This is a genomic window from Chelatococcus reniformis (genome assembly GCF_014640075.1).
Lineage (GTDB): Bacteria > Pseudomonadota > Alphaproteobacteria > Rhizobiales > Beijerinckiaceae > Camelimonas > Camelimonas reniformis.
On record NZ_BMGG01000001.1, the window covers coordinates 942,399 to 965,632 of the forward strand.

Below are 23,234 nucleotides of genomic sequence, written 5' to 3' on the forward strand. Positions count from 1 at the left end.
AAAGAATCCGGGCGCCTCGTCCGCAGCTCGGGTTGCCCGGGGCGAAGCCCGCCCGGGTCTAGCCCGCCGCGGCGGCGACATCCACCGACGAACGCCGCCACCGCGCGATCGTGGACGTGCCGGCCTTGGAAAGCCGGCGCGGTGCCTGTAGAGCGGACGGCGGGGGCGGCGCCGGAGAGGTGGATTGCTAGGGACAGGTCTCGGGAGTCATTTGCCGCCATGGATGCGCGATCTGCTCAGCCATGGCCTGCGCCCCCTGGCCGAGCGGCGGCTCAGGCACCGCCTCGCCGCGCTGGCCCGGCCGCCCGGCGGCCCTGAGGATCTGCTGGGCCTGCGCGTCGCGCTGTTCGGCATCTTCTCCAATCGCATGGGGCTCGGCCAAGGCGCCGAGCTGTTGGCCCGCCAGCTCACGGCGCAGGGAGCGCTGGTCGACCGCATCGACGTGGCGGGCGAGCTGGGGCTGCCAGGCAACCTGGTGCGGACCGAGGTACGGCCGGTGTCGGAGCTGCGGGCGGGCGGCCACGACCTCGTCATCGTCCACCTCAACCCGCCGGAGTTCGGCCAGCTCAGGACGCAGCTTGCGCCCGAGCTCTTCCAGGTGCCCATCATCGGCGTCTTCCTGTGGGAGCTCGACCGGGTGCCGCGGGACTGGCGCGAGGCCATCCAGAGCTGCGATCAGGTCTGGACGCCCTCCGTCTTCATTGCCGAGGCGATCACGGCCACGTTCCCCGATCTCGCCGACCGGCTGCGGGTGCGGCCCTATGCCGTCGACCTCGATCCGATGGCCCAGCGCACCATGCCGGCGCGGCTCGCCGCCCGCACGCGCCTCGGCGTCGACCCGGACACCTTCCTCGTCCTGACGTCGTTCTCGATGAAGTCGACGCTGGCGCGCAAGAATCCGATCGCCGCGATCGAGGCGTTCCGCCGGGCCTTTCCAGCCGAGGTCAACGCCACCCATCTGATCCGCTGCCTCGACCATGCGGCGTTCCCCGAGGGGCTCGCCCGCATGCAGGCGGCCGCGAGCGGCGACGCACGCATCCGCGTCGCTGCCATCGGGCGCGAGGAAAGCTCGATCGAGGACGCCTACCTGGCGTGCGATGTCTATCTCAGCCTGCACCGCAGCGAGGGCTTCGGCCTCAATCTGGCGGAAGCGCTCAGCATGGGGCTGCCGGTCATCGGCACACGCTGGAGCCTGGGCGATGCCATCGCAGATCACCGGCTGTTCATCCCCGTGCCGTCCACGCTGGTCGCCGTCGTCGACGACCAGCACCTCTACGACGGGGTAGCGGGGGCGCGTTGGGCCGAGCCCGATATCGCCTTCGCGGCCGATGCCCTGAGCCGCGTTGCCGCAAGTGCCCACGCCCCTGACACGGGGCCGTCGAAATCATAGAAATGATATCATAATCAATTAGTTATGATGAATTTCGAGGCGTCCGCAGGGCACCACGTCGAAACGAGGCGACGCCGCGATTCCCCCTGCCGGACCGCTGCGGCGGCGAGCGGCGCGCGCCCGTTCGGTTGCTTTCGCCCACGCCGCTGTGTAGAGCAACGGCCGCGATCTGGCCGCCCGCGCACCGGAGGCGTGATGGCGGCGCCGCGCCGCCCCGGCCGAAGCGCACGCCTGCGGCTCGCCGCAATCGCCGGATGGCGATGACGACAACCAGGGCCTTCATGACGCTTCTTCCCTCATCACGTGACTGGAGCCTGGCGGCCCGGGACGTCCGCAAAGGCCTTCTCGACTGGCAGGTGTGGGGGTTGCTGGCGCTGACCGACATACGCCAGCGCTATACGCGCTCACGCATCGGCCAGTTCTGGATCACGCTCAGCATGGCGCTCTTCGTCGGCGGCATCGGCGTGGTCTACTCCGCCCTCTTCAAGCAGGAGATGAGCAGCTACCTGCCGTTCCTGGCCGCGAACTACGTCGTCTGGAGCACGCTCCAGTCCATCGTGGCGGACGCGACGACCGTGTTCACCAGTTCGTCGATCTATCTGCGCCAGGAGGCGATGCCGCGCACGACGTTCGTCATGCGGCTGATCCTGCGCAACCTGATCACCTTCGCGCACAACCTCGTCATCGTGCCGTTCGTCTTCCTCATTTTCGCCGTCACGCCGTCCTGGACGATCCTGATGGCGATCCCGGGCGTCGCGCTGTTGGTGATCGCCGCCTTTCCGACCGTCATGCTGATCGGCGCCATCTCGACCCGCTTCCGCGACATGCCGCTGATCATTCAGAACCTGCTCCAGGTCGCGTTCTTCCTGACGCCGGTGATGTGGCGGCCCGAGCAGCTCGGGCCAGCCGGCAATTATGTCGTCGGGCTCAATCCCTTCGCCGTCTACCTGCGGATCGTCTCCGAGCCGCTGTACGGCCGCATTCCCGGCGTCTGGACCTACGTCGCGGCGATCATCTGCACGCTCGTGCTCTACGCCATCGCCTCGCCGTTCATGGCGCGGTTCCGCGCGCGCATCGTCTATTGGCTCTGAGGGGCGCCATGGCTTCCGTCACTCTCGCCAACGCGAGCGTCGAGTTCCCGATCTACAACGCCCGCGGCCGCTCGATCCGCAAGAGCCTGTTCGCCCGCGTCGGCGGTTCGGTCGATTCGACGGGCGACGTGGTCTCGGTGGCGGCGCTCAAGAACATCAACCTCAGCCTGCGCGACGGCGACCGGCTGGGCATCATCGGCCACAACGGAGCCGGCAAGTCGACGCTGCTGCGGGTGCTGTCGGGCGCCTACGAGCCCTCGTCGGGGACGGCCGAGATCGTCGGCCGCGTCTCTTCGCTGCTCGACATCACCATGGGCATGGACCCGGAGCTGACCGGCGCCGAGAACATCATCCTGCGCGGCACCCTGATCGGCATGTCCATCCGCGAGGCGCGCCAGCGGGTGATGGAGATCGACGAGTTCGCCGAGATCGGCTCGTTCATCGACCTGCCGATGCGCACCTATTCATCCGGCATGAACATGCGGCTGGCCTTCGCCATCTCGACGGCGGTGCAGCCCGATATCCTGCTCCTCGACGAACTGATCGGCGTGGGCGATCCGAGCTTCTCGGCCAAGGCCCGCCGCCGCATCGAGACGATGATGGAGAAGGCCGGCATCCTGGTGCTCGCCTCGCACGATGCCAAGACGCTGCGCGAATACTGCACGCGCGGCATCATCATGAGCCACGGCCGGATCGACTTCGAGGGGTCGCTGGACGAGGCGCTTGAGCGGACCGAGACGATCGACGCCTGAGAACTGCGGACCGCGGGTCAAGCCCGGTTGTAGCTGTCCTCGAGCCTGACGATGTCGTCCTCGGCGAGATAGGCGCCCGACTGCACCTCGATCAGGGTCAGCGGGATCTTGCCCGGATTGGCGAGGCGGTGGACGCAGCCGAGCGGCAGGAAGGTCGACTCGTTCTCGCGCAGCAGGATCTGCTCGCCGTCGCGTGTCACCAGCGCCGTGCCGTTCACCACCACCCAGTGCTCGGCGCGGTGGAAGTGCTTTTGCAGCGACAGCTGCGCGCCGGGCTTCACGAAGATGCGCTTCACCTGGTAGCGCTGGCCGGCGTGGATGCCCTCGTAGTGCCCCCACGGCCGGTACACCAGCCGCGGATGCTCGGCCTCGGGCCGGGCGAGCGCCTCCAGCCGTTCGACCACCTTGCGCACGTCCTGGCTCAGGCGGCGCGGCGTCACCAGCACCGCGTCGTCGGTGACGACGACGACCAGGTCCGACACGCCGAGCAGGGCCACCAGCGGCCCGGACGACTTGACGTAGCTGTCGCGGGTCTCGACCAGCACGGCCTCACCGGCCACCGCATTCCCCGCCCCGTCACGCTCCGACACCTCCCAGAGCGCGTTCCATGAGCCCACGTCGGTCCAGCTCATCTCGCCGGGGACGACCGCCGCGCGGCTGGTCTTCTCCATGACGGCATAGTCGATGGACACCGCCCGGGCATCGCGGAAGCGCGCGCCGAGACGGATGAAGTCCCCGTCCACGGTCCGCTCCGCCAGCGCCTCGGCGACCGTCGCGGCGAGATCCGGCTCCAGGCTCGACAGCTCCTCCACCAGGAGCGCGGCGGGAAACATGAACATGCCGCTGTTCCAGAGATAGCGGCCGCTGGCCACGTAGCCCTCCGCGGTCGCGAGATCCGGCTTCTCCACGAAGCGGTCGACGGCGTGGGCGCCCGGCGCCTGCGCCAGCGACGCGCCTGCCTCGATATAGCCGTAGCCGGTCTCCGGTGCCGTCGGCTTCATGCCGAAGGTCACCAGCCGGTCCCCGGCGGCGGCCGCCGTGGCCGTCGCCACCGAATGGCTGAACGCGTCCGACCGGGCGATGAGGTGATCGGAGGGCAGCACCAGCAACAGCGCGTCCGGCGCGGTTTCGCCGATCAGCATCGCCGCCGCCGCCAGCGCCGGCGCGGTGTTGCGCGCGGCCGGCTCGAGCAGGATGGCGTGCGGCGGCACCCCGATCTCGGCCAGCTGCTCGGACACGATGAAGCGGTAGTCCTCGTTGGCGATCACCAGCGGCGGCTCGAAGCGCGCCGGATCGCTGATCCGCAGCGCCGTTTCCTGCAGCAGGCTCCACGCGCCGGTCAGCTTCAGGAATTGCTTGGGATACTGCCCGCGCGACAGCGGCCACAGGCGCTTGCCGCCGCCGCCGCACAGGATCACGGGCGTCACTTTGCGGTGCATCGATCCGGGTTCCACACCGCACTCTTGAGTCGATGGATGGCCGGGGTCAAGCCCGGCCATGACGCTGGAGCGAAGGCGCCTCCACTCTCGCTCCGTCGTGGTCGGGCGTGGCCCGGCCATTCCCATCTCACTGGCGCAGAGTGCGACTCGCGGGCGGCCCTAGGCCGCCAGCTGGCGCAGCACGTAGTGCAGGATGCCGCCGTTGCGGAAGTACTCGAGCTCGTCGAGCGTATCGATGCGGCAGATGAGCGGCACCTTGGCCACCTTGCCGTCCGTGTAGGTGATCTCGGCCTCGAGCGTCTGGCGCGGCTTGAGGCTCTCGCCGAGGCCGCGGATGCTGACCGTCTCGTCGCCCTTGAGCCCGAGCGTCTGCCAGGAGGTGCCGTTCTCGAAGACGAGCGGCAGCACGCCCATGCCGACGAGGTTGGAGCGATGGATGCGCTCGAAGCTCTGGGTGATGACGGCACGCACGCCGAGCAGGTTGGTGCCCTTCGCCGCCCAGTCGCGCGACGAGCCGGTGCCGTACTCCTTGCCGGCGAAGACCACCAGCGGCACGCCCTCGGCCTGGTAGCGCATGGCCGCGTCGTAGATCGACAGCTGCTCGCCGCCGGGATAGTGGACGGTGACGCCACCCTCGACGCCCGGAACCATCTGGTTCTTGATGCGGATGTTGGCGAACGTGCCCCGCATCATCACCTCGTGGTTGCCGCGGCGGGTGCCGTACTGGTTGAAGTCGGCCACCGGCACGCCGTTGTCCAGGAGGTACTTGCCGGCCGGGCTCGCCGCCTTGATCGAGCCGGCCGGCGAGATGTGGTCGGTGGTGATCGAGTCGAGGAAGAGCCCCAGGACGCGGGCGCCGACCACGTCGGCGACCGGCTTGGGCGTCATCGATATGCCCGAGAAATACGGCGGGTTCTGCACGTAGGTCGACTTGTCGTCCCAGCCGTAGGTCTTGCCGCCCGAGATGCTGATCTGCTTCCAGTTGTCATCGCCGGCGAACACGTCGGCGTAGCGGGTGCGGAACAGCGCCTGGGTGATGTTCTTGTCGATGAAGGCCTGCACTTCGGCGCTGCTCGGCCAGATATCGCTGAGATAGACGGGCTTGCCGTCCGAGCCGGTGCCCAGCGGCTCGGTGCTCAGGTCGACCTGGAGGGAGCCCGCGAGCGCGTAGGCGACGACCAGGGGCGGCGAGGCCAGGTAGTTCGCCCTGACGTCCGGATTGACGCGGCCCTCGAAGTTGCGGTTGCCCGACAGCACGGCCGCCGCCACGATATCGTTGTCGTTGATGGCCTTGGAGATCTCGGCCGGCAGCGGGCCGGAGTTGCCGATGCAGGTGGTGCAGCCGAAGCCGACCAGGTTGAAGCCGAGCTTGTCGAGCTCGGCCTGCAGGCCGGAGGCGGCGAGGTATTCGCCCACGACCTGCGAGCCCGGCGCCAGCGAGGTCTTCACCCACGGCTTGGAGGCGAGGCCCTTGGCGGCGGCATTGCGGGCCAAGAGGCCGGCGCCGATCATCACGCTGGGGTTGGACGTGTTGGTGCACGAGGTGATGGCGGCGATGACCACGTCGCCGTGGCCGAGATCGAAATTCTTGCCGTCGACCTTCCAGCGCTTGGCGATCTCGGCCGCCTTCTTGAACTCGCTTTCCATGGAGGCGGCGAAGCCGCTCTTGGCGCCGCTCAGCAGCACCCGGTCCTGGGGCCGCTTGGGCCCCGCCAGCGACGGCTCCACGTCATTGAGATCGAGCTCGAGGACGTCGGTGAACACCGGATCGGGCGTGGCCGCGGTGCGGAACATGTCCTGCGCCTTGGCATAGGCCTCGACCAGGGCGACCCGGTCGTCGGCGCGGCCCGACTTGGTGAGGTAGGCGATGGTCGCCTGGTCGATCGGGAAGAAGCCGCAGGTGGCACCGTACTCGGGCGCCATGTTGCCGATGGTGGCACGGTCCTCGATGGTCATGCCGTCGAGGCCGGGCCCGTAGAATTCGACGAACTTGCCGACGACGCCCTTCTTGCGCAGCATCTGGGTGACCGTCAGCACCAGATCGGTGGCGGTCATGCCTTCCCTCAGCTTGCCGGTGAGCTTGAAGCCGACGACCTCGGGGATCAGCATGGAGAGCGGCTGGCCCAGCATCGCTGCCTCGGCCTCGATGCCGCCCACGCCCCAGCCGAGCACGGCCAGCCCGTTGACCATCGTGGTGTGCGAGTCGGTGCCGACGAGGGTGTCGGGATAGGCGACCTCCTGGCCGTTCTCGTTACGCGTCCAGACGGTCTGCGCCAGGTACTCCAGGTTGACCTGGTGGCAAATGCCGGTACCCGGCGGCACGACACGGAAATTGTCGAACGCCTCCTGGCCCCAGCGCAGGAAGCGGTAGCGCTCGCCGTTGCGCTCATACTCCAGCTTGACGTTGTCCCCGAAGGCGCGGGGCGTGCCGAACTCGTCGACGATGACCGAGTGATCGATGACGAGGTCGACCGGCACCAGCGGGTTGATCTTCTCCGGATCGGCGCCGAGCGAGGTCATGGCGTCGCGCATGGCGGCGAGGTCGACCACCGCCGGCACGCCGGTGAAGTCCTGCATCAGCACGCGCGCCGGCCGGAAGGCGATCTCGCGCTCATCGGCGCCGCGGTTCTTGAGGAAGGCGGCAATCGCCAGGATGTCGTCCTTCTTGACGGAACGGCCGTCCTCGAAGCGCAGCAAATTCTCCAGCAGCACCTTGAGGGCGAACGGCAACCGGGAGATGTCGGGCAGCCCATTCGCCTCGGCGGCCTTGAGCGAATAATAGGCGTAGCTTTTGCCACCGACATCGAGAGTCTGGCGGCTCTTGAAGCTGTCGAGAGAGGTCATGGCAGATCCTGGCGTGAATGCGGGGAACCAAGCAAGAATTTGGCCCAAGCGCTCAAGTAAGCGCACGCCGCCCCGGGAGTGCCCAGGCCCCGCGCGTCACGCGCGCGGCGCAGCCGCGATGTCTATAGAGCGTTTCCCGCCCGATCGCCATAGGCCTGAGCGATTCTAATGTAGCGCTGCGGCTGCCCGGCGCGCGCCGCCGTTGCGCTGGCGCCGGGCGCCGTGGCAGAGGACGGGGATGATCCTCGATGCCCACGATCTCGCCTGCCGGCGCGGCGGCCGGACGGTTTTTCGCCACGTCGGCTTCCGCCTCGCGGCAGGCGAGGCCCTGGTGGTGACCGGCGACAACGGCGCCGGCAAGTCGAGCCTGATCGCCGTCGTCGCCGGCCTGCTCGCCCCGGACGCCGGACGCGTCTCGCTCGAGGGCGGCGGCGGACGGCCGCTCGACGAACTGATCGGTCTCGTCGGGCACCGCGACGGCCTCAAGGCGCAGCTGACGGCGGCCGAGAATCTGGTGTTCGCCCGCGAGCTCCTCGGCGCCTCGGCGCGCCCGGTGGCCGAGGCCCTGGCGAGTGTCGGCATGAGCCACGCGGCGGACATGGCCGTCGCCATCCTGTCCGCCGGCCAGCGCCGCCGCGTGGCTCTCGCCCGGCTTCTCGCCTGCGACCGGCCGATCTGGCTGATGGACGAGCCGGGGGCGGCGCTCGATGCCGCATCTCTGCGCATGCTGGCTGCCATGATGAGCAATCACCTGGCCGCCGGCGGCATCATCCTCGCCGCCACCCACCAGCCGCTCGGCCTGGAGGGGGCCCGCACCCTGCGGCTCGAACGCCCGGCCGGGGCTGCGGAGCCGGACGACCCCTTCCTGGAGGAGGATTGGGACGGAGAGCTGGGCTGGCCGCTCGACGCCGGCCCGGCCGAGCGGCATGCCGACGGCTCGCGTCCCCGCACCGACGACCCGGCCTGATGCTCCGGGCGGCGGCGGCGATCGTCGGGCGCGACCTCAAGCTGGCGGCCCGCGGCGGCGGCGGCGGCGGCCTTGGCCTGCTGTTCTTCCTGATGATCGTCACCCTGGTGCCCTTCGCCATCGGGCCCGACCTGGCGCTGCTCGCGCGCATCGGCCCGGCCATCCTGTGGCTCGCCGCCGTGCTGGCGACGCTGATCGGGCTCGACCGGCTGTTCCAGGCGGACGAGGAGGACGGCTCGCTCGACCAGATGCGGCTCGCCGGCACGCCGCTGGAGCTGATCGTCGTCGCCAAGGTCGTCGCCCATTGGCTCACCACGGGCCTGCCGCTGGCGCTTGCCGCGCCGCTCTTCGGCCTGCTACTGGCGCTCACCCCGGAGGCCATGGCGGCGGTGACCGTGACGCTCCTGGTCGGCACTCCGGCGCTGACCTGCGTCGGGGCCGTCGGGGCCGGGCTGACGGCCGGCATCCGCCGCGGCGGGCTGCTGCTCGCCATCATCGTCGTGCCGCTGATGGTGCCGACGCTGATCTTCGGGGTGTCGGCCACCAACGCCGCGCTCGGCGGACCGGTGCCGTTCCTGACCCCTTTCCTCGTCCTCGTCGCCCTGTCGCTGCTCGCGCTGGTGGCCGGCTCGGTCGGCGCCGCCGCCGCCCTGCGCGGTCTGTAACTAGAATGGTCCGGTCAGGCCAGGCCATATCGTTGATAACAAAGGCTCTTCGTCTCCCAGCGCGTCATGGTCGGGCTTGACCCGACCATCCATCCGCTCAAGGTCGATGTCACCGCGCTGAGCGGCCCGAGCGGCGCCTACAGCGCCTTGCCGCGCATCAGGCGGGGTTGTGCTCCGATCAGGCCCGCGGCCTCGCGGACGAAGAAGCGCTTCAGCGGCGGTAGGCGGTCGACCAGGCGCAAGCCGAGCTCGCGACCGAGGCGCAAGGGCAGGTCGTCGTTGGAGAACAGACGGTTGAGGACGTCGGTCGCCGCGCCCATGGACAGCGCGTCCACACGCCGGCCCCGTTCATAGGCGGCGAGCGCGCCGGCGTCACCGGGCTCGAGACCGAGCCGCACGGCATCGGCGACCGCCTCGGCAAGAACCGCCACGTCGCGCAGCCCGACGTTGAGGCCCTGGCCGGCGAGCGGGTGCATGACGTGGGCGGCTTCGCCGACCAGGGCCAGGCGCTCGCCGACGAAGCGGCGGGCCATGCCGAAGCTGAGCGGATAGGCATGCAGCGGCTCCTCGAGGGTCAGTGCGCCGAGCTCCAGCCCGAAGCGCTGCGCGATCTCGATCAGCTGGTCGTCGGCGTCGAGCGTCAACAGGGCGTCGGCATTGTCGCGCCGCTCGCTCCAGACGATCGACGAGCGGTTGCCGGTCAGCGGCAGGATGGCGAATGGGCCCGACGGCAGGAAATGCTGCACGGCCCGGCCGCGATGGGGGCGCGCATGGCCGATGGTGGCGACCAGCCCGCACTGGCGGTAACGCCAGCCGACCCAGCCGATGCCGGCCTGGTCACGCAAGGCCGAGCGCGCGCCGTCGGCGGCGACGAGGAGGCTCGCGGGCCGCGACCCGGAGCTGGTGCGGGCGAGACCCGGGCCTTGCACGGCGCCGTCGGCCGCGGCGGCGCTCCAGCGCTCGACGCGCACAGGCTCCAGGGCGACGCCCGCCGCCTCGGCCCGCTCGCGCAGCATGGCGGTGAGCCCGGCATTCTCGACCATGTGGGCGAAGGGTTCGCCGGGCGCGGCCTCGCCGCCGAACGACAGCAGCGCCGGCCGCAACGGTTCGTCGAGCCGGCTGTCGGTGACCACCATGTCGCGGATCGGCTCCGCCGCGAGCCGCTGCTCGTCCCAGACGCCGAGGACCTCGAGCATGCGGCGGGCGCCGGCCGACAAAGCGTAGGCGCGGCGATCGCGTCCGCCGGAGGCGAGCGCCGGATCGGCGACCGTCACCTCGACCCGGCGGCCGAGCGCCTGCTTCAGGGCGAGGCCGAGGGTGAGGCCGACCGCTCCGCCGCCGGCGATCAGGATCGAGCGGCTGCTGTGCGGCACGTCGTGCTCCATTGCGAAGTTGCGGGCGGCGAGAGAGGATTTGCCCGGACGGGCCGGGCGGGGCAACGACAGCCTAGAATGCTTCGCGATCGGGGGGAATCAGCCCATCGCAAGACAAGGGCAACAATCGGCGGAGTTGGAGCCTGCCTCGCCGATCGGATCGACATCCGACGGGGCCCTGCTCCGAGGCACCACCGGACCGCAACGGAGATCGCGCATGAGCCAAGCCGTCGACAACCTGCTCTCGATTCTGGACCTCGAGCCGATCGAGGTGAACCTGTTCCGTGGCCGCAGCCCGCAGGATCGGTGGCAGCGGGTCTTCGGCGGGCAGGTGATCGGCCAGGCGCTGGTCGCCGCCTGCCGCACCGTGGACGATCGTGCGCCCCACTCGCTGCATTGCTATTTCCTCCTCGGCGGCGACCCGCGGGTGCCGATCATCTACGAGGTTGACCGCATCCGCGACGGCCGCAGCTTCACCACACGCCGCGTCGTCGCCATCCAGCACGGTCGTCCGATCTTCGCCCTCACCGCCTCCTTCCACGTCGCCGAGGAGGGGCTGGAGCACGCCACGCCGATGCCCGACGTGCCCGGGCCGGACCAGCTGCCGAGCCATTTCGACATCGAGCCGAAGCTGCTCGCAGCGATGCCGGAGCACGTGCGCCGCTTCTTTTCCAGCGAGCGGCCCATCGAGATCAAGCCCGTCGACTACCAGCACTACTACGCCCGTTACTTCTCGCGGCAGCCGGCGGCGCTGCCGTCGTGCGTGTGGATCCGCGCCGTGGACCGGCTGCCCGACGACCCGGCGATCCACCAGTGCGTCCTGGCCTTCGCTTCTGACATGACGCTGCTCGATGTCAGCCTGCTGCCGCACGGCCGCAGCGTCATCGAGCCCACCATCCAAAGCGCCAGTCTCGATCACGCCATGTGGTTCCATGCCCCGTTTCGGGCCGACGAGTGGCTCCTTTACGTGCAGGACAGCCCGGTGGCGACCGGCGCGCGCGGCCTGACGCGCGGGCTGATCTACACCCACGCAGGACGCCTGATCGCCTCGGTGGCGCAGGAGGGCCTTATCCGGCCGCGGCCAGATCTTGCCCAAGCCTAAGACACAATGCATAATTATTAATCTTTTGCATCAATTGTAAGCTCCGATTCGCCTGGCGCGGAGCCTCATTTCTTATCGTCAAGGTCGGATCGCTGTGCATGGCCACGAAGCCGCCGCATCCGCCTCGACTTGGCACGCAGCTTGTTTTGCTCCTCGCGGAAATGAGCGGGTCGGAGCCAGCCTAAGCCCGTTCACCAACACCAGGCCGATCGCCCGCCACGGCGGAGACGGCGTAACGGGGGATGCCAGTGATGAAAATTGTGATGGCGGTGATCAAGCCGTTCAAGCTGGAGGAGGTCCGCGATGCGCTGACCTCCATCGGCGTCCACGGGCTCACGGTGACGGAGGTCAAGGGCTACGGCCGGCAGAAGGGTCACACCGAGATCTACCGGGGCGCCGAGTACGCCGTGAGCTTCCTGCCCAAGATCAAGATCGAGGTCGCCGTGCCCAGCGACATGGTCGACAAGGTCATCGACGCGATCTCCGCGGCGGCTCGCACCGGCCAGATCGGCGACGGCAAGATCTTCGTCTCCAGCATCGAGAAAGCCGTCCGCATCCGCACCGGCGAAACCGATATCGACGCCCTCTGAGCCACCGTAATACTGGAACTGGAGAAGAAACTGATGACGCTCATGCGCAAAATGGGGGTGGGCTTGACGGGTCTCGGACTCGCCTTGCTCGTTGCGGCGCCGGCGCTCGCGCAGACGACGGCGCCTGCGGCAGCCGAGGCGGTCGCCGCGGCCGCACCGGTGCCGAACAAGGGTGACACGACCTGGATGCTGATCAGCGCGGCGCTGGTGCTGATGATGTCGATCCCGGGCCTGGCGCTGTTCTACGGCGGCCTGGTGCGCACCAAGAACATGCTGTCGGTTCTCACCCAGGTGTTCGCGATCGTCTCGCTCGTGGCCATCATCTGGGTGGTTTACGGCTATTCGCTCGCCTTCACCAACGGTGGCGGCCTCAACGACTACATCGGCGGCTTCTCCAAGGCCTTCCTGGCCGGCGTCACCCCGTCGAGCACGGCTGCCACCTTCTCCAATGGTGTCGTCATCCCGGAGATGGCGTACCTCACCTTCCAGATGACCTTCGCCTGCATCACGCCGGCGCTGATCGTCGGAGCCATCGCGGAGCGCGTCCGCTTTCCGGCGCTGCTGCTGTTCGTGCTGCTGTGGGTGACGTTCATCTACTTCCCGATGGCCCACATGGTCTGGTATTGGGGCGGTCCCGACGTGCTGGGTGATGCTGCCAAGGCCGTGGCGGCGGCCTCCGGCGACGCGGCCAAGGCCGCGGCACAAGCCAAGCTCGATGAGGTGACCGCGGATGCGGGGCTCCTCTTCAAGTGGGGCGCTCTGGACTTCGCCGGCGGCACAGTCGTGCACATCAACGCCGGTATCGCCGGCCTGGTGGGCTGCCTGATGCTCGGCAAGCGCATCGGCTACGGCAAGGATCTGCTCGCCCCGCACTCGCTGACGATGACCATGATCGGCGCCTCCCTCCTGTGGGTCGGCTGGTTCGGCTTCAACGCCGGCTCCAACCTGGAATCCAACGGGACGACGGCGCTCGCCTTCCTCAACACCTTCGTTGCCACGGCCGCTGCCGCGGTGTCGTGGATGTTCGTGGAATGGGCTGCCAAGGGTAAGCCCTCGCTCCTGGGCCTGGTGTCGGGCGCGGTCGCCGGTCTGGTGGCCATCACCCCGGCTGCCGGCTTCGCCGGTCCCATGGGGTCGATCGTCCTCGGCCTCGTCGCCGGGTTCCTCTGCTTCATCTTCTGCTCGTCGGTGAAGAACGCGTTCGGCTACGACGACTCGCTCGACGTCTTCGGCGTGCACTGCATTGGCGGCATCACCGGTGCCATCGCCACCGGCATCCTGGTGGCGCCGGCGCTCGGCGGCGTCGGGCTCACCGACTACATCTCCAAGCCTGGAGAGGCCGTGGCCGGCAGCTACGAGATGGCGACGCAGGTCGTCGCCCAGCTCAAGGCCGTCGTCTTCACCCTGCTGTTCTCCGGCATCGGCTCGGCCATCCTCTTCAAGGTCGTCGACCTCATCGTCGGCCTGCGGGTGACCCCCGAAGAGGAGCGCGAAGGCCTGGACGTCACCGACCACGGCGAGCGCGCCTACAACTACTAAGCCTCCGCACCGGCGGCCGTCCCTCCCGGCCGCCCCGGAGGATACAAGCCCCGGCCCGTTCGGCCGGGGCTTTTTCGTGGGCGGCCGGGGCCCCAAAGAGCGGTCCGGGAGCCGCCGCGGCCCGCGGTTGCCGGAGCGGCGGCGAGGTAAGCGCGCCTTAACCGTATCCGTTTAGGCTTTTTGGCGACCCTCGAAACGCTGGACGGCATGCGCACCATCCGACGGACCTCCTCAACCGCCGATGACGTCTCCGACGCCTTGCGGCGCTTCGCAGCCCGGCGAGCGATCGAGCTCCTGGGGCTCACGCTCATGGCGCTGGCTGGCGCGACCGCCGTGGCCCTCACCACCTGGTCGGTGAACGACCCGAGCCTGACCCACGCCACCGACGGGCGGGTCACCAACTGGCTCGGCAGCCCCGGCGCCATCCTGTCCGACCTGACCATGCAGCTGTTCGGCATCGGTACGGTCGCCTGGCTCGTCCCCCTGTCCGTCTGGGGCTTCGCCCTGTTGACCGGGCACCGGCTTGGCCGCCTCAAGCTGCGGCTGCCGCTGCTCGTCGTAGGCGCCATCGCCGCTTCGGCCGTGTTCAGCGCGCTGCCGGCGACCGAGCGCTGGCCGCTGCCCACGGGCCTCGGAGGCGTGCTCGGCGACGCCGTGCTGTCGATCGCCCGCACCGTGCTCGGCCTGTTCGGCCATCTCGCGGCGGCGCTCGCCGGCTTCATCTTCGCCGGCATCGCCATCCTGGCGCTCAGCGCCGCCTGCGGCTTCGGCCTCGACAACGGCGCGGACGAGCCGGAGGCCGCCGCGCGGCGAGACGAGCGACAAGACGACCGGCAGACCGAGGACGACGCCGACGAGCCCGGCTGGGGCATCATCTCCCTCGGCGCGCTGGTGCATGGGCTGATGATGGTCAAGGCGGCGATCGCCCGCCGCCTGGCGGCGCGGCCGGCGGCGCGAGGCCGCGGGGCCGAGCCGGCCATGGCCGCAGCCGGCGGGCACGACCTCGGCCGGATCAAGGTGGAGCCGTCGCTCGAGCCGCGCCGGCGCGGCGAGCCGCAGCCGGTGACCCCGGCGCGCCCGGCGCGCGTCACCCTGCCGGCACAGCCGGCCGCGGCGGACGAGCCTGACTTCTCCTTCGAGGCGGCCGCCATCGTGGCCGCCGAGGAAGCGGCCGCACGGGCGGGCCGCACGGCGGTGCCGGGCCTGTCGAAGGTGATCCCGACCGCCGCGGCAATCGCGGCGGCGGCCGACCTGTCGTCCCGGTTCGCCTCGCGCGTGCGCCAAGCCGCCCGCGGCCGCGGCAGCGAGCCGGCCGTCGATGCCGAGCCTTCGGCGCGACGTCCGCCCGACGCTGCCGTGGTCCCGGCGGACGACGAGGATCCGGCGCCACGGGTGGCACCGGTGCCGAGCGCACCCAAGCTCGGCCGGCGGCTCGCCCGCGAGGCGCAGCCGTCGTTCCTTGACACCGACCAGTACACACCACCGGCGCTCACGCTGCTGGCCGAGCCGAAGAAGCAGCCGGCCGGCAGCCTCGTCTCGGCCGAGGCGCTGGAGCAGAACGCCACCATGCTCGAAGGCGTGCTCGACGACTTCGGCGTGCGTGGCGAGATCATCAATGTCCGGCCCGGGCCGGTGGTGACGCTCTACGAGCTGGAGCCGGCGCCCGGCACCAAGTCCTCCCGGGTCATCTCGCTCGCCGACGACATCGCCCGCTCCATGAGCGCGGTGTCGGCGCGGGTCGCGGTCGTTCCCGGCCGCAACGCCATCGGTATCGAGCTGCCCAACCATAGCCGCGAGATGGTGGTGCTGCGCGAGCTGCTGGCCAGCCAGGACTTCGAGGCATCCAAGTCGCGCCTGGCCCTCTGCCTGGGCAAGACCATCGGCGGCGAGCCGGTCATCGCCGACCTCGCCCGCATGCCGCACCTGCTCGTCGCCGGCACCACCGGCTCGGGCAAGTCGGTCGCCATCAACACCATGATCCTGTCACTGCTCTACCGGCTGAAGCCGGACGAGTGCCGGCTGATCATGGTCGATCCCAAGATGCTCGAGCTCTCCGTCTACGACGGCATCCCCCATCTGCTGACGCCGGTCGTCACCGATCCCAAGAAGGCGGTCGTGGCGCTCAAGTGGGCGGTGCGCGAGATGGAGGAGCGCTACAAGAAGATGTCCAAGGTCGGTGTGCGCAACATCGACGGCTTCAACGTGCGCGTCGGCGAGGCCAAGGCGAAGGGCGAGGTCATCACGCGAACCGTGCAGACCGGCTTCGACAAGGAGACGGGCGAGGCGGTCTACGAAGACGAGATCATGGATCTCGAGACCTTGCCCTACATCGTCGTCATCGTCGACGAGATGGCCGACCTGATGATGGTCGCCGGCAAGGAGATCGAAGGCACCATCCAGCGTCTCGCGCAGATGGCGCGCGCCGCCGGCATCCACGTCGTGCTGGCCACGCAGCGGCCCTCGGTCGACGTCATCACCGGCACCATCAAGGCCAATTTCCCGACCCGCATCTCCTTCCAGGTCACGTCCAAGATCGACAGCCGCACCATCCTGGGCGAGCAGGGCGCCGAGCAACTCCTCGGCCAGGGCGACATGCTCTACATGGCCGGCGGCGGCCGTATCACCCGCGTGCACGGGCCGTTCGTGTCCGACAACGAGGTGGAGAAGGTCGTCGCCCACCTGAAGGCGCAAGGGCGGCCGCAATACCTCGATGCGGTCACCGCGGCCGACGGCGAGCTGGACGAGGGCGGCGACACGCCGGTGTTCGACCAGGGCGCCTTCGGCGCGCCCTCCGGCGATCTCTACGATCAGGCCATCGCCGTGGTGCTGCGCGACAGGAAGGCGTCCACCTCCTACATCCAGCGCCGGCTGCAGATCGGCTACAACCGGGCTGCCTCCCTGATGGAGCGCATGGAGAAGGAGGGCATCGTCGGGCCCGCCAACCACGCCGGCAAGCGCGAGATCCTGCTGGAATCCGGGGGCGGCAGTGACGGAGACGAGTGAGGCGAACGGGGCGTCCCGCCAGTTCGTCATCACTGCGCCCCAAAGTTGGCCTTTTCGGCGTTATCTTGTCCCGGTGCCGAAAGGTTTTGGCGCCGAAAGGTGCGCCGGCTGGGGCGGAGCCCGCGACGGGCGGCGATTCGAGCCGGCGGCGCGGCCGGGGCTCCCAATCGGGTCGCCGCGCGCCTAAATACATCCCATGCGGGCGCTGGCCCGCCCAACCGGATTGATGGTGTGGCCAAGACGACCGAGCGGCACGAGCGGATCTGGCCGGCTAGAGTATTTTCCGATCGGATGGAAATGCTCCAGGCCGTCGAACCCGGCGCGCTTGCTGCGATCGGGCGGCGCCCCCCGTTCGGAATGCGCCCGTGGGCGATTGCCTGCCTGACTGCCGTTCCGCTGCTCCTCGCGCCGCCGGCCTTCGCTCAGTGGAACCCGTTCAAGCCGAACTTCGGCCGCACCCCGGAACAACCGGCGCCGGCCCCAACGCCGGAAGCCGCCCCCCCACCGGCGGCCGCGAGACCCGCGGCACCCAAAGCGGCTGCGGATAAGCCGGTCGCGCCCAAGCCGGACGTCAACAGGCCCGTCGTCACCAAGGCGCCGCTGCCACCACGGCGGCCCAGCGACCTCGGAGCGCCGGCGACACGCACCGCCGAGGACGCGCCCGGCGCTCCGGCGGCTGCCGCCGCACCGGCTGCGGCCGGAGCGCCGGTTGCCGCCGCGGCGGCGACCAAGGTCGCCGCGGCGGCAGAGGCCGCCAGTGCAATTCCGACGACGCCGGCGGCGGCGCTGGCGCGCGTCAACGCCTACCTCAACAGCTACGACGCCATCCAGGCCGACTTCATCCAGCACAATCCCAACGGCCAGAAGGCCGAGGGGTCGCTCTACGTGAAGCGGCCCGGCCAGCTGATGTTCAAGTACGATCCGCCCAGCACGCTCGAGGTCGTGGCCGACGGGCGCTCGGTGGCCGTGCGCGACAAACGGCTCGGCACCAACGACGTCTATTCGATCGGCCAGACGCCGCTCAAGTTCCTGCTGCGCGAGCGTGTCGATCTCGCCAGCGACACCAAGCTGCTCAACGTCGCCACCGATGCCGCCGGCATCGTGCGCGTAACTGTGGAGGACAGTTCGACACTGGGCGGCACGTCACGGCTGACGCTCATCTTCGATTCGAAGGCCAACCAGCTCAAGCAGTGGAACATCGTCGACGCGCAGGGCTACCGCACCACCGTCGCGCTCTACAATGTCAGGATGAACCGCCGCTAGGGCCCTTCGCCATTGGATGCGCATCCAAAAAGCGCTGAAATGCTCATCATCGCGAATCTGGAGCGGAATTACCGGATCCCGACCTGTGCGCAGCGTCACGGCCGGGCTTGACGCGAGCACCCATTTCCCCAAGAACGCGGCCCCGTGCGTCTCGTCGTCACCAGCTGGAACATCAACTCCGTCAGGGCCCGTATCGGGCACGTCCTGCGCCACCTCGACGAGGTCGCGCCGGATGTCTTGTGCCTGCAGGAGACCAAGTGCCCGGATGACCGCTTTCCGCTCGCGCCGCTCCGGGCCGCGGGCTACCACCACATCGCCGTCAACGGGCAGAAGGGCTATCACGGCGTTGCGGTGCTCTCGCGGTTGCCGTTCGCGAGCACGGACGTCATCGGCTTCTGCGACAGGAACGACTGTCGCCACATCGCCGTCCGCCTGGGCTACGGCGCGGCCGCCGGCGTCGTCATCCACAATTTCTACGTGCCGGCCGGCGGCGACATCCCCGATCCCGAGCTCAACCCCAAGTTCGCCCACAAGCTGGCCTTCCTGGACGAGATGCAGGCCTGGGGCAGCAGGACGCAGCCGGCGGCAAACCGCAGCATTCTGGTCGGGGACCTGAACGTCGCCCCCTACGAGAGCGACGTGTGGAGCCACAAGGCGCTGCTCGGCGTCGTCAGCCACACCCCGGCCGAGACCGAGCGGCTCGAGCGCGTGCGCCGAGCCGCGGGGTTCGTCGATGCGGTGCGCCACTTGCGGCCCGAGCCGGAGCGCGTCTTCACGTGGTGGAGCTACCGCTCGCCGGATTTCACCGTCAACGACCGCGGCCGCCGCCTCGACCATGTGTGGCTGTCGGCGGACCTGGTGCCGGCACTGCGAGCGGCCGAGGTCGACCGCGCCGCGCGCAGCTGGGAGCGGCCGTCCGACCACGTCCCGGTGACCGTCACGCTGCAGGTCTAAAATAGCCACCGGCCTTCCAATAGGATCAAGAAGGCCAAGGGCGCTTGCCGGTTCACGGGCGACGAGCCTGCCCGACCGGAGGAACGGGAGGTGCGCGCAGAACCGCCGTCACCCCAGGCGCTGCAGCCGGTCGCCCACGTCGGCCAGTTCCCGCGTCAGCTCGCTCAGCCGGCGGGCGACGCCGTCGCGAACGGCGACGGCCGAGGACGGAAACTCCCGCAGCACGCGTCGCACCAGTTCGCGCGACAGATAGATGACCTCGGAGGGCTCGCGCGCCACCGCGTCGGCGTCCCGGTCGACCTCCACGAACATGGCGAGCTCGTCGATCAGTGTGCCGGTTCCGGCCAGAAAGGCTGCGCCGTCGGCCTGGGCCGTCAGGGCGATCGACCCGGTGCGGACGACATAGGCGCCGTCGGACGGTGCGCCGCGGCGAAACAGCACTTCGCCGCTGTCCACGTGCACACCTTGCGCGGCAAAGGCGAGCAGCCGTAGAGCGTCCGGCTCGAACAGCGCGAGTGTGGGGACGTTCGTCAGAAGGTCGATATCGTCATCCAGCGACATCCGCGCCCCATCAGGGCACGAGCCGGTAACCGCCGGCTTCGGTCACCAGGATACGGGCATGGGTCGGGTCGTCCTCGATCTTCTGGCGCAACCGATAAATGTGCGTCTCGAGGGTGTGGGTGGTGACCGTGGCGTTGTAGCCCCAGACCTCCTGCAGCAGCACGTCGCGCCCCACCACCTTCTGGTCGGCCCGGTAGAGGAAGCGCAGGATGGCGGTTTCCTTCTCCGTCAGCTTGAGCTTCGAGCCGCGCTCGTTGACGAGCAGCTTGGCGCTCGGCCGGAACGTGTACGGCCCGATGCTGAACACCGCATCTTCGCTCGCCTCGTGTTGGCGCAGCTGCGCGCGGATGCGCGCCAGCAGCACGGCGAACTTGAACGGCTTGACGACGTAGTCGTTGGCGCCAGCCTCCAGCCCGAGAATGGTATCGGCGTCGCCCGCGTGCCCGGTGAGCATGATGATCGGGCTGCGGAAACCGCCGCGACGCAACAGCTTCACCGCCTCGCGGCCGTCCATGTCCGGCAGGCCGATGTCCATCACCACGAGATCGATGCGGTCCGAATTGAGCGCCGCCAACGCCTCGCCGGCGGTCTCTGCGCCGGATACGGCGAATTCCTCGGTCAGCACCAATTGCTCGGTCAGTGTATCGCGCAGATCCATCTCGTCGTCGACGATCAGGATATGGCTGCGATGTGGCATCCGCGCGAATCTCCCCCCAGAACTCGTCTACGACGAGAGGTAGACCATTCAAAGCCTGTGGTGCAACAAGCACTTGTGGTGATTTGCACGCTGACGCTGCTGATCTTGTGACTTTTCGCGAGATCGGACGGCGCCGCGAGCGGCTGCGCTCGTGCGGGAAATGGATCGATCGGTGACCCAACGTAAGCTTCTCGAGGCCCTGCACGTCTACAGGTCGCCCTTGCATCGCAGCCGCGGCCTGGTGGTCGCCGGCCCCGTGCGCGTCCCGTGCGCCCTCGGTCGCGCTGGCGTGAGACGGGCGGACGCGAAGCGCGAAGGCGATGGCGCCACGCCGGCGGGCCGCTACCGGCCACTGCGTGCCTTCTATCGACCCGATCGCGGGCGCCGGCCGGCAGCGGCGCTACCGATGCGGCCACTGGCGCCGGACGACGGCTGGTGCGACGACGTGGCTCACCGCAGCTACAACCGGGCTGTCAAACGCCCTTTCGCCGGCGGCCACGAGCGCATGTGGCGTGACGACGGGCTCTACGACGTCGTCGTGGAGATCGACCACAACGCGCGGCCGCGGGTGCGCGGGCGCGGCAGCGCCATCTTCATACACATGGCCAAGCCGGGGGCCGGCGGCCGCGGCCTGGCGCCGACGGAGGGCTGCGTCGCCCTGCCGCCGGGCCGATTGCGGACGCTGCTGGAGCGCATCGGGCCGCGCACACGCATCGTGATTCATTGAACCGGCGACGGGTCCGCCAACACGGCTGCCGTCACCCGCGGCCACCATGCTCTCGACGAATTGCCACCGCCGAGGCGCCACGCCGAGCCGCGAGCTTACGGAATCAGGGCCCTGAACCGACGGATATGCGATGACCGACCTGGACCGCAGCAAGCGCGAGGCGGGCGACGACCTCCCCGGCCGCCGCGACCCTCGTTCGCTGCGCGCCAGGTTGGGCATGCCGCTCTACGCGCTGCTCTGTCCGCTCGCCGCGTATCTGACGGCGGCGCTCTCGCACCATTTCGTCAGCTCGCTTCGCATCGCGCCGGAGTGGCTGCAGATCGCCTTCCCTGTCTTCGGCCTCATCGTCATGATGGGCGCGGTGTTTGCCGCGCTCTATCACGCCGAGATCGTCAGCGCGCGGCTGGGCCAGCCGTTCGGCACATTGATCCTGACCATTTCGGTCACCGCCATCGAGGTCACCATCGTGGCTTCGATGATGCTCTACGCCGATCCCAACCCGACGCTGGCGCGGGAGGCGGTGACCTCGGTGATCATGGTCGTCTGCGCCGGCCTCGTCGGCATCTGCCTGTTCATCGGCGCCGTCCGTCACCACACCCAGGAACACCGCACCCAGGCGACCAGCGCCTATCTCTCGGTGCTGGTGGCGCTCTCGGTGCTCACCCTGGTGCTGCCGCGTTTCACCGTCACGACGGGGGATCCGACCTATTCGCGCGAGCAACTGCTGTTCGCCGCGGTCGTCTCGCTGCTGCTCTACAGCGCCTTCGTGTTCGCGCAGACCATCCGCCATCCCGGTGATTTCGCCGAGGTGGAGACGCGCGGCGACACCCACGGCCATGCCGCGGAACTGGCCCGCGAGCGCTTCCTCGCCAGCCTCGCCGGGCTGCCGCTGAGCCTGCTCAGCGTCATCCTGCTCGCCGAGTTCGTGGCCCAGCGCCTGGAGGACCTGACCTGGGGCCTCGGGCTGCCCCGGCCCGACGCGATCAACGGGCTCATCATCGCCGTGCTGGTGCTGCTGCCGGAGGGCTTGGCGGCGATCAGGGCGGCGCGCCGCAATGCCTTGCAGACCAGCCTCAACATCGCGCTCGGCTCGGCCCTGGCCACCATCGGGCTCACCATTCCGGCGGTCGTCGTCGTCGCGCTGGTGAGCGGCCGCGCCATGACCCTGGGGCTCGAGGTGCGGGACATGATGATGCTCCTGCTGGTGCTCGCCATCAGCATCATCAGCTTCGGCACCGGGCGCACGAACATCCTTTACGGCGCCGTCCACCTGGTGGTGTTTGCCGCCTACATCCTGTTCCTCTTCGCACCGTGAGCCGAACAGCGGCCCGCCGGTGGGAGGCGCGGCGGGGCGGCGACCCCAGCAGCCCCTACGGCCGCGGCCGGGCGCCAAAGATGGCGCTGCCGATGCGCACGTGGGTGGCGCCGAGCATGATGGCCTGTTCGTAGTCGGCGCTCATGCCCATCGACAGGTTGGCCAGCCCGTTGCGTGCGGCGATCTTGGCGAGCAGCGCGAAATGAGGGCTCGGCGGCTGGTCGGCCGGCGGGATGCACATCAGCCCCTCGATGGCCAGGCCATGGCGCTCGCGGCAGGCGGCGATGAAGGCGTCGGCCTCGCCCGGCGTGACGCCTGCCTTCTGTTCTTCCTCGCCCGTGTTGACCTGCACGAACAGGCGCGGCGCATGCCCCAGGCGAGCGATCTCCTTGGCCAGCGCCTCGGCGAGCGACGGCCGGTCGACGGTCTCGATGACATCGAACAACGCGAGCGCCTCGCGTACCTTGTTGGTCTGCAGCGGCCCGATCAAGTGCAGTTCGACGCCGGGATAGCGCTCGCGCAGGGCCGGCCATTTGTCGCGCGCCTCCTGCACGCGGTTCTCGCCGAAGACGCGCTGTCCGGCGGCGAGGACCGGCTCGATGGCGTCGGCGCCGAATGTCTTGGAGACGCAGACGAGGTGCACGGTCGCTGGGTCGCGGCCGCTCTCGACCGCGTCGCGGGCGCAAGCCTGGCGCACTGCGGCCCAAGCCGCGACGCGATCGGCGATGGCGGCCGGCTCCGGCCGCCCTGACACGGTCATTTCGTCCCTCCTGGGATAGCTGATCCTGGAACGGCCCGGGCCGTCGCGGCACCGGCCCGGCATCAACGGAATCGCAACGAAACTGAGCCCCTATCGGGGCGGCGCCCCGCATTGACCGCACCGAGCAATCGTGTCCTAGTCCGCGCCGACTTGAAGATGCAAGCCGCGATCCCGCTCCGGCTTGGTGAAGAAGACAACAGGC

The 23,234-nt window shown here is 69.4% G+C and carries 19 protein-coding genes; 13 read left to right on the plus strand and 6 right to left on the minus strand.

Features of this window, described 5'->3' with window-relative positions:
- The first annotated feature begins 223 nt into the window (after positions 1-223).
- The 3 genes from IEW34_RS04015 (at position 224) to IEW34_RS04025 (ending at position 3,233) form a co-directional block, all read left to right on the plus strand.
- Positions 224-1,390: a glycosyltransferase gene (locus IEW34_RS04015; RefSeq protein WP_188607793.1), complete on the plus strand. Its 1,167-nt coding sequence runs from the start codon at positions 224-226 to the stop codon at positions 1,388-1,390.
- Between the two features lie 281 nt (positions 1,391-1,671).
- Positions 1,672-2,481 (plus strand): ABC transporter permease, encoded by an 810-nt coding sequence (locus tag IEW34_RS04020; RefSeq protein ID WP_188607794.1) that lies wholly within the window; start codon positions 1,672-1,674, stop codon positions 2,479-2,481.
- Positions 2,482-2,489: 8 nt separating this feature from the next.
- Positions 2,490-3,233, plus strand: coding sequence for an ABC transporter ATP-binding protein (locus IEW34_RS04025; RefSeq protein WP_188607795.1), 744 nt, complete (start codon positions 2,490-2,492; stop codon positions 3,231-3,233).
- A gap of 17 nt (positions 3,234-3,250) precedes the next feature.
- On the opposite strand, the gene IEW34_RS04030 is transcribed toward IEW34_RS04025, so the two are convergent.
- Positions 3,251-4,672: a mannose-1-phosphate guanylyltransferase/mannose-6-phosphate isomerase gene (locus IEW34_RS04030; protein ID WP_188607796.1), complete on the minus strand. Its 1,422-nt coding sequence runs from the start codon at positions 4,670-4,672 to the stop codon at positions 3,251-3,253.
- A 159-nt stretch (positions 4,673-4,831) separates the two neighbouring features.
- Positions 4,832-7,516: an aconitate hydratase AcnA gene (gene acnA / locus IEW34_RS04035; protein ID WP_188607797.1), complete on the minus strand. Its 2,685-nt coding sequence runs from the start codon at positions 7,514-7,516 to the stop codon at positions 4,832-4,834.
- Between the two features lie 238 nt (positions 7,517-7,754).
- On the opposite strand from acnA, the gene ccmA reads away from it, so the two are divergent.
- Complete coding sequence (ccmA, locus tag IEW34_RS04040) at positions 7,755-8,483, plus strand: heme ABC exporter ATP-binding protein CcmA (RefSeq protein ID WP_188607798.1); 729 nt, start codon at positions 7,755-7,757, stop codon at positions 8,481-8,483.
- A complete protein-coding gene (gene ccmB, locus IEW34_RS04045; protein ID WP_188607799.1) occupies positions 8,483-9,148 on the plus strand; it encodes a heme exporter protein CcmB in 666 nt (221 codons plus the stop codon). The genes ccmA and ccmB overlap by 1 nt, the downstream gene beginning before the upstream one ends.
- A gap of 137 nt (positions 9,149-9,285) precedes the next feature.
- Here ccmB and IEW34_RS04050 read toward each other — a convergent pair whose 3' ends face one another.
- Positions 9,286-10,533, minus strand: coding sequence for an FAD-dependent monooxygenase (locus tag IEW34_RS04050; protein ID WP_188607800.1), 1,248 nt, complete (start codon positions 10,531-10,533; stop codon positions 9,286-9,288).
- A 205-nt stretch (positions 10,534-10,738) separates the two neighbouring features.
- On the opposite strand from IEW34_RS04050, the gene tesB reads away from it, so the two are divergent.
- The 6 genes from tesB to IEW34_RS04080 all read left to right on the plus strand — a co-directional run bounded on the left by tesB (position 10,739) and on the right by IEW34_RS04080 (position 18,972).
- Entirely contained in the window at positions 10,739-11,623 is an 885-nt protein-coding gene (gene tesB / locus IEW34_RS04055) for an acyl-CoA thioesterase II (RefSeq protein WP_188607801.1), read from the plus strand.
- Between the two features lie 251 nt (positions 11,624-11,874).
- Complete coding sequence (locus IEW34_RS04060) at positions 11,875-12,213, plus strand: P-II family nitrogen regulator (protein ID WP_188607802.1); 339 nt, start codon at positions 11,875-11,877, stop codon at positions 12,211-12,213.
- Between the two features lie 33 nt (positions 12,214-12,246).
- Positions 12,247-13,752 carry an ammonium transporter gene (locus IEW34_RS04065; RefSeq protein ID WP_188607803.1) on the plus strand — a complete coding sequence of 502 codons (1,506 nt, stop codon included), beginning with the start codon at positions 12,247-12,249 and terminating at the stop codon, positions 13,750-13,752.
- 207 nt (positions 13,753-13,959) lie between these two features.
- Positions 13,960-16,755: a DNA translocase FtsK gene (locus tag IEW34_RS04070; RefSeq protein ID WP_188607984.1), complete on the plus strand. Its 2,796-nt coding sequence runs from the start codon at positions 13,960-13,962 to the stop codon at positions 16,753-16,755.
- Between the two features lie 231 nt (positions 16,756-16,986).
- Positions 16,987-18,018, plus strand: coding sequence for an outer membrane lipoprotein carrier protein LolA (locus IEW34_RS04075; RefSeq protein ID WP_194446510.1), 1,032 nt, complete (start codon positions 16,987-16,989; stop codon positions 18,016-18,018).
- 144 nt (positions 18,019-18,162) lie between these two features.
- The gene (locus IEW34_RS04080; RefSeq protein ID WP_188607805.1) at positions 18,163-18,972 is read left to right on the plus strand and encodes an exodeoxyribonuclease III; all 810 of its coding nucleotides are present in this window, start codon (positions 18,163-18,165) and stop codon (positions 18,970-18,972) included.
- A gap of 108 nt (positions 18,973-19,080) precedes the next feature.
- Here IEW34_RS04080 and IEW34_RS04085 read toward each other — a convergent pair whose 3' ends face one another.
- Together IEW34_RS04085 and IEW34_RS04090 are read right to left on the minus strand one after the other, a co-directional pair.
- Positions 19,081-19,533, minus strand: a complete 453-nt coding sequence (locus tag IEW34_RS04085) for a Crp/Fnr family transcriptional regulator (protein ID WP_188607806.1) — start codon at positions 19,531-19,533, stop codon at positions 19,081-19,083.
- Between the two features lie 10 nt (positions 19,534-19,543).
- Positions 19,544-20,230: a response regulator transcription factor gene (locus IEW34_RS04090; protein WP_188607807.1), complete on the minus strand. Its 687-nt coding sequence runs from the start codon at positions 20,228-20,230 to the stop codon at positions 19,544-19,546.
- Between the two features lie 172 nt (positions 20,231-20,402).
- Here IEW34_RS04090 and IEW34_RS04095 point away from each other — a divergent pair, with 172 nt between their 5' ends.
- Both IEW34_RS04095 and IEW34_RS04100 read left to right on the plus strand, forming a co-directional pair.
- Positions 20,403-20,957 (plus strand): L,D-transpeptidase family protein, encoded by a 555-nt coding sequence (locus tag IEW34_RS04095; RefSeq protein ID WP_244641747.1) that lies wholly within the window; start codon positions 20,403-20,405, stop codon positions 20,955-20,957.
- Between the two features lie 130 nt (positions 20,958-21,087).
- On the plus strand, positions 21,088-22,272 hold the full coding sequence (locus IEW34_RS04100) for a calcium:cation antiporter (RefSeq protein ID WP_188607809.1): 1,185 nt from the start codon (positions 21,088-21,090) through the stop codon (positions 22,270-22,272).
- Between the two features lie 55 nt (positions 22,273-22,327).
- On the opposite strand, the gene IEW34_RS04105 is transcribed toward IEW34_RS04100, so the two are convergent.
- Positions 22,328-23,032, minus strand: a complete 705-nt coding sequence (locus IEW34_RS04105; protein WP_188607810.1) for a YggS family pyridoxal phosphate-dependent enzyme — start codon at positions 23,030-23,032, stop codon at positions 22,328-22,330.
- Positions 23,033-23,234: the final 202 nt, after the last annotated feature.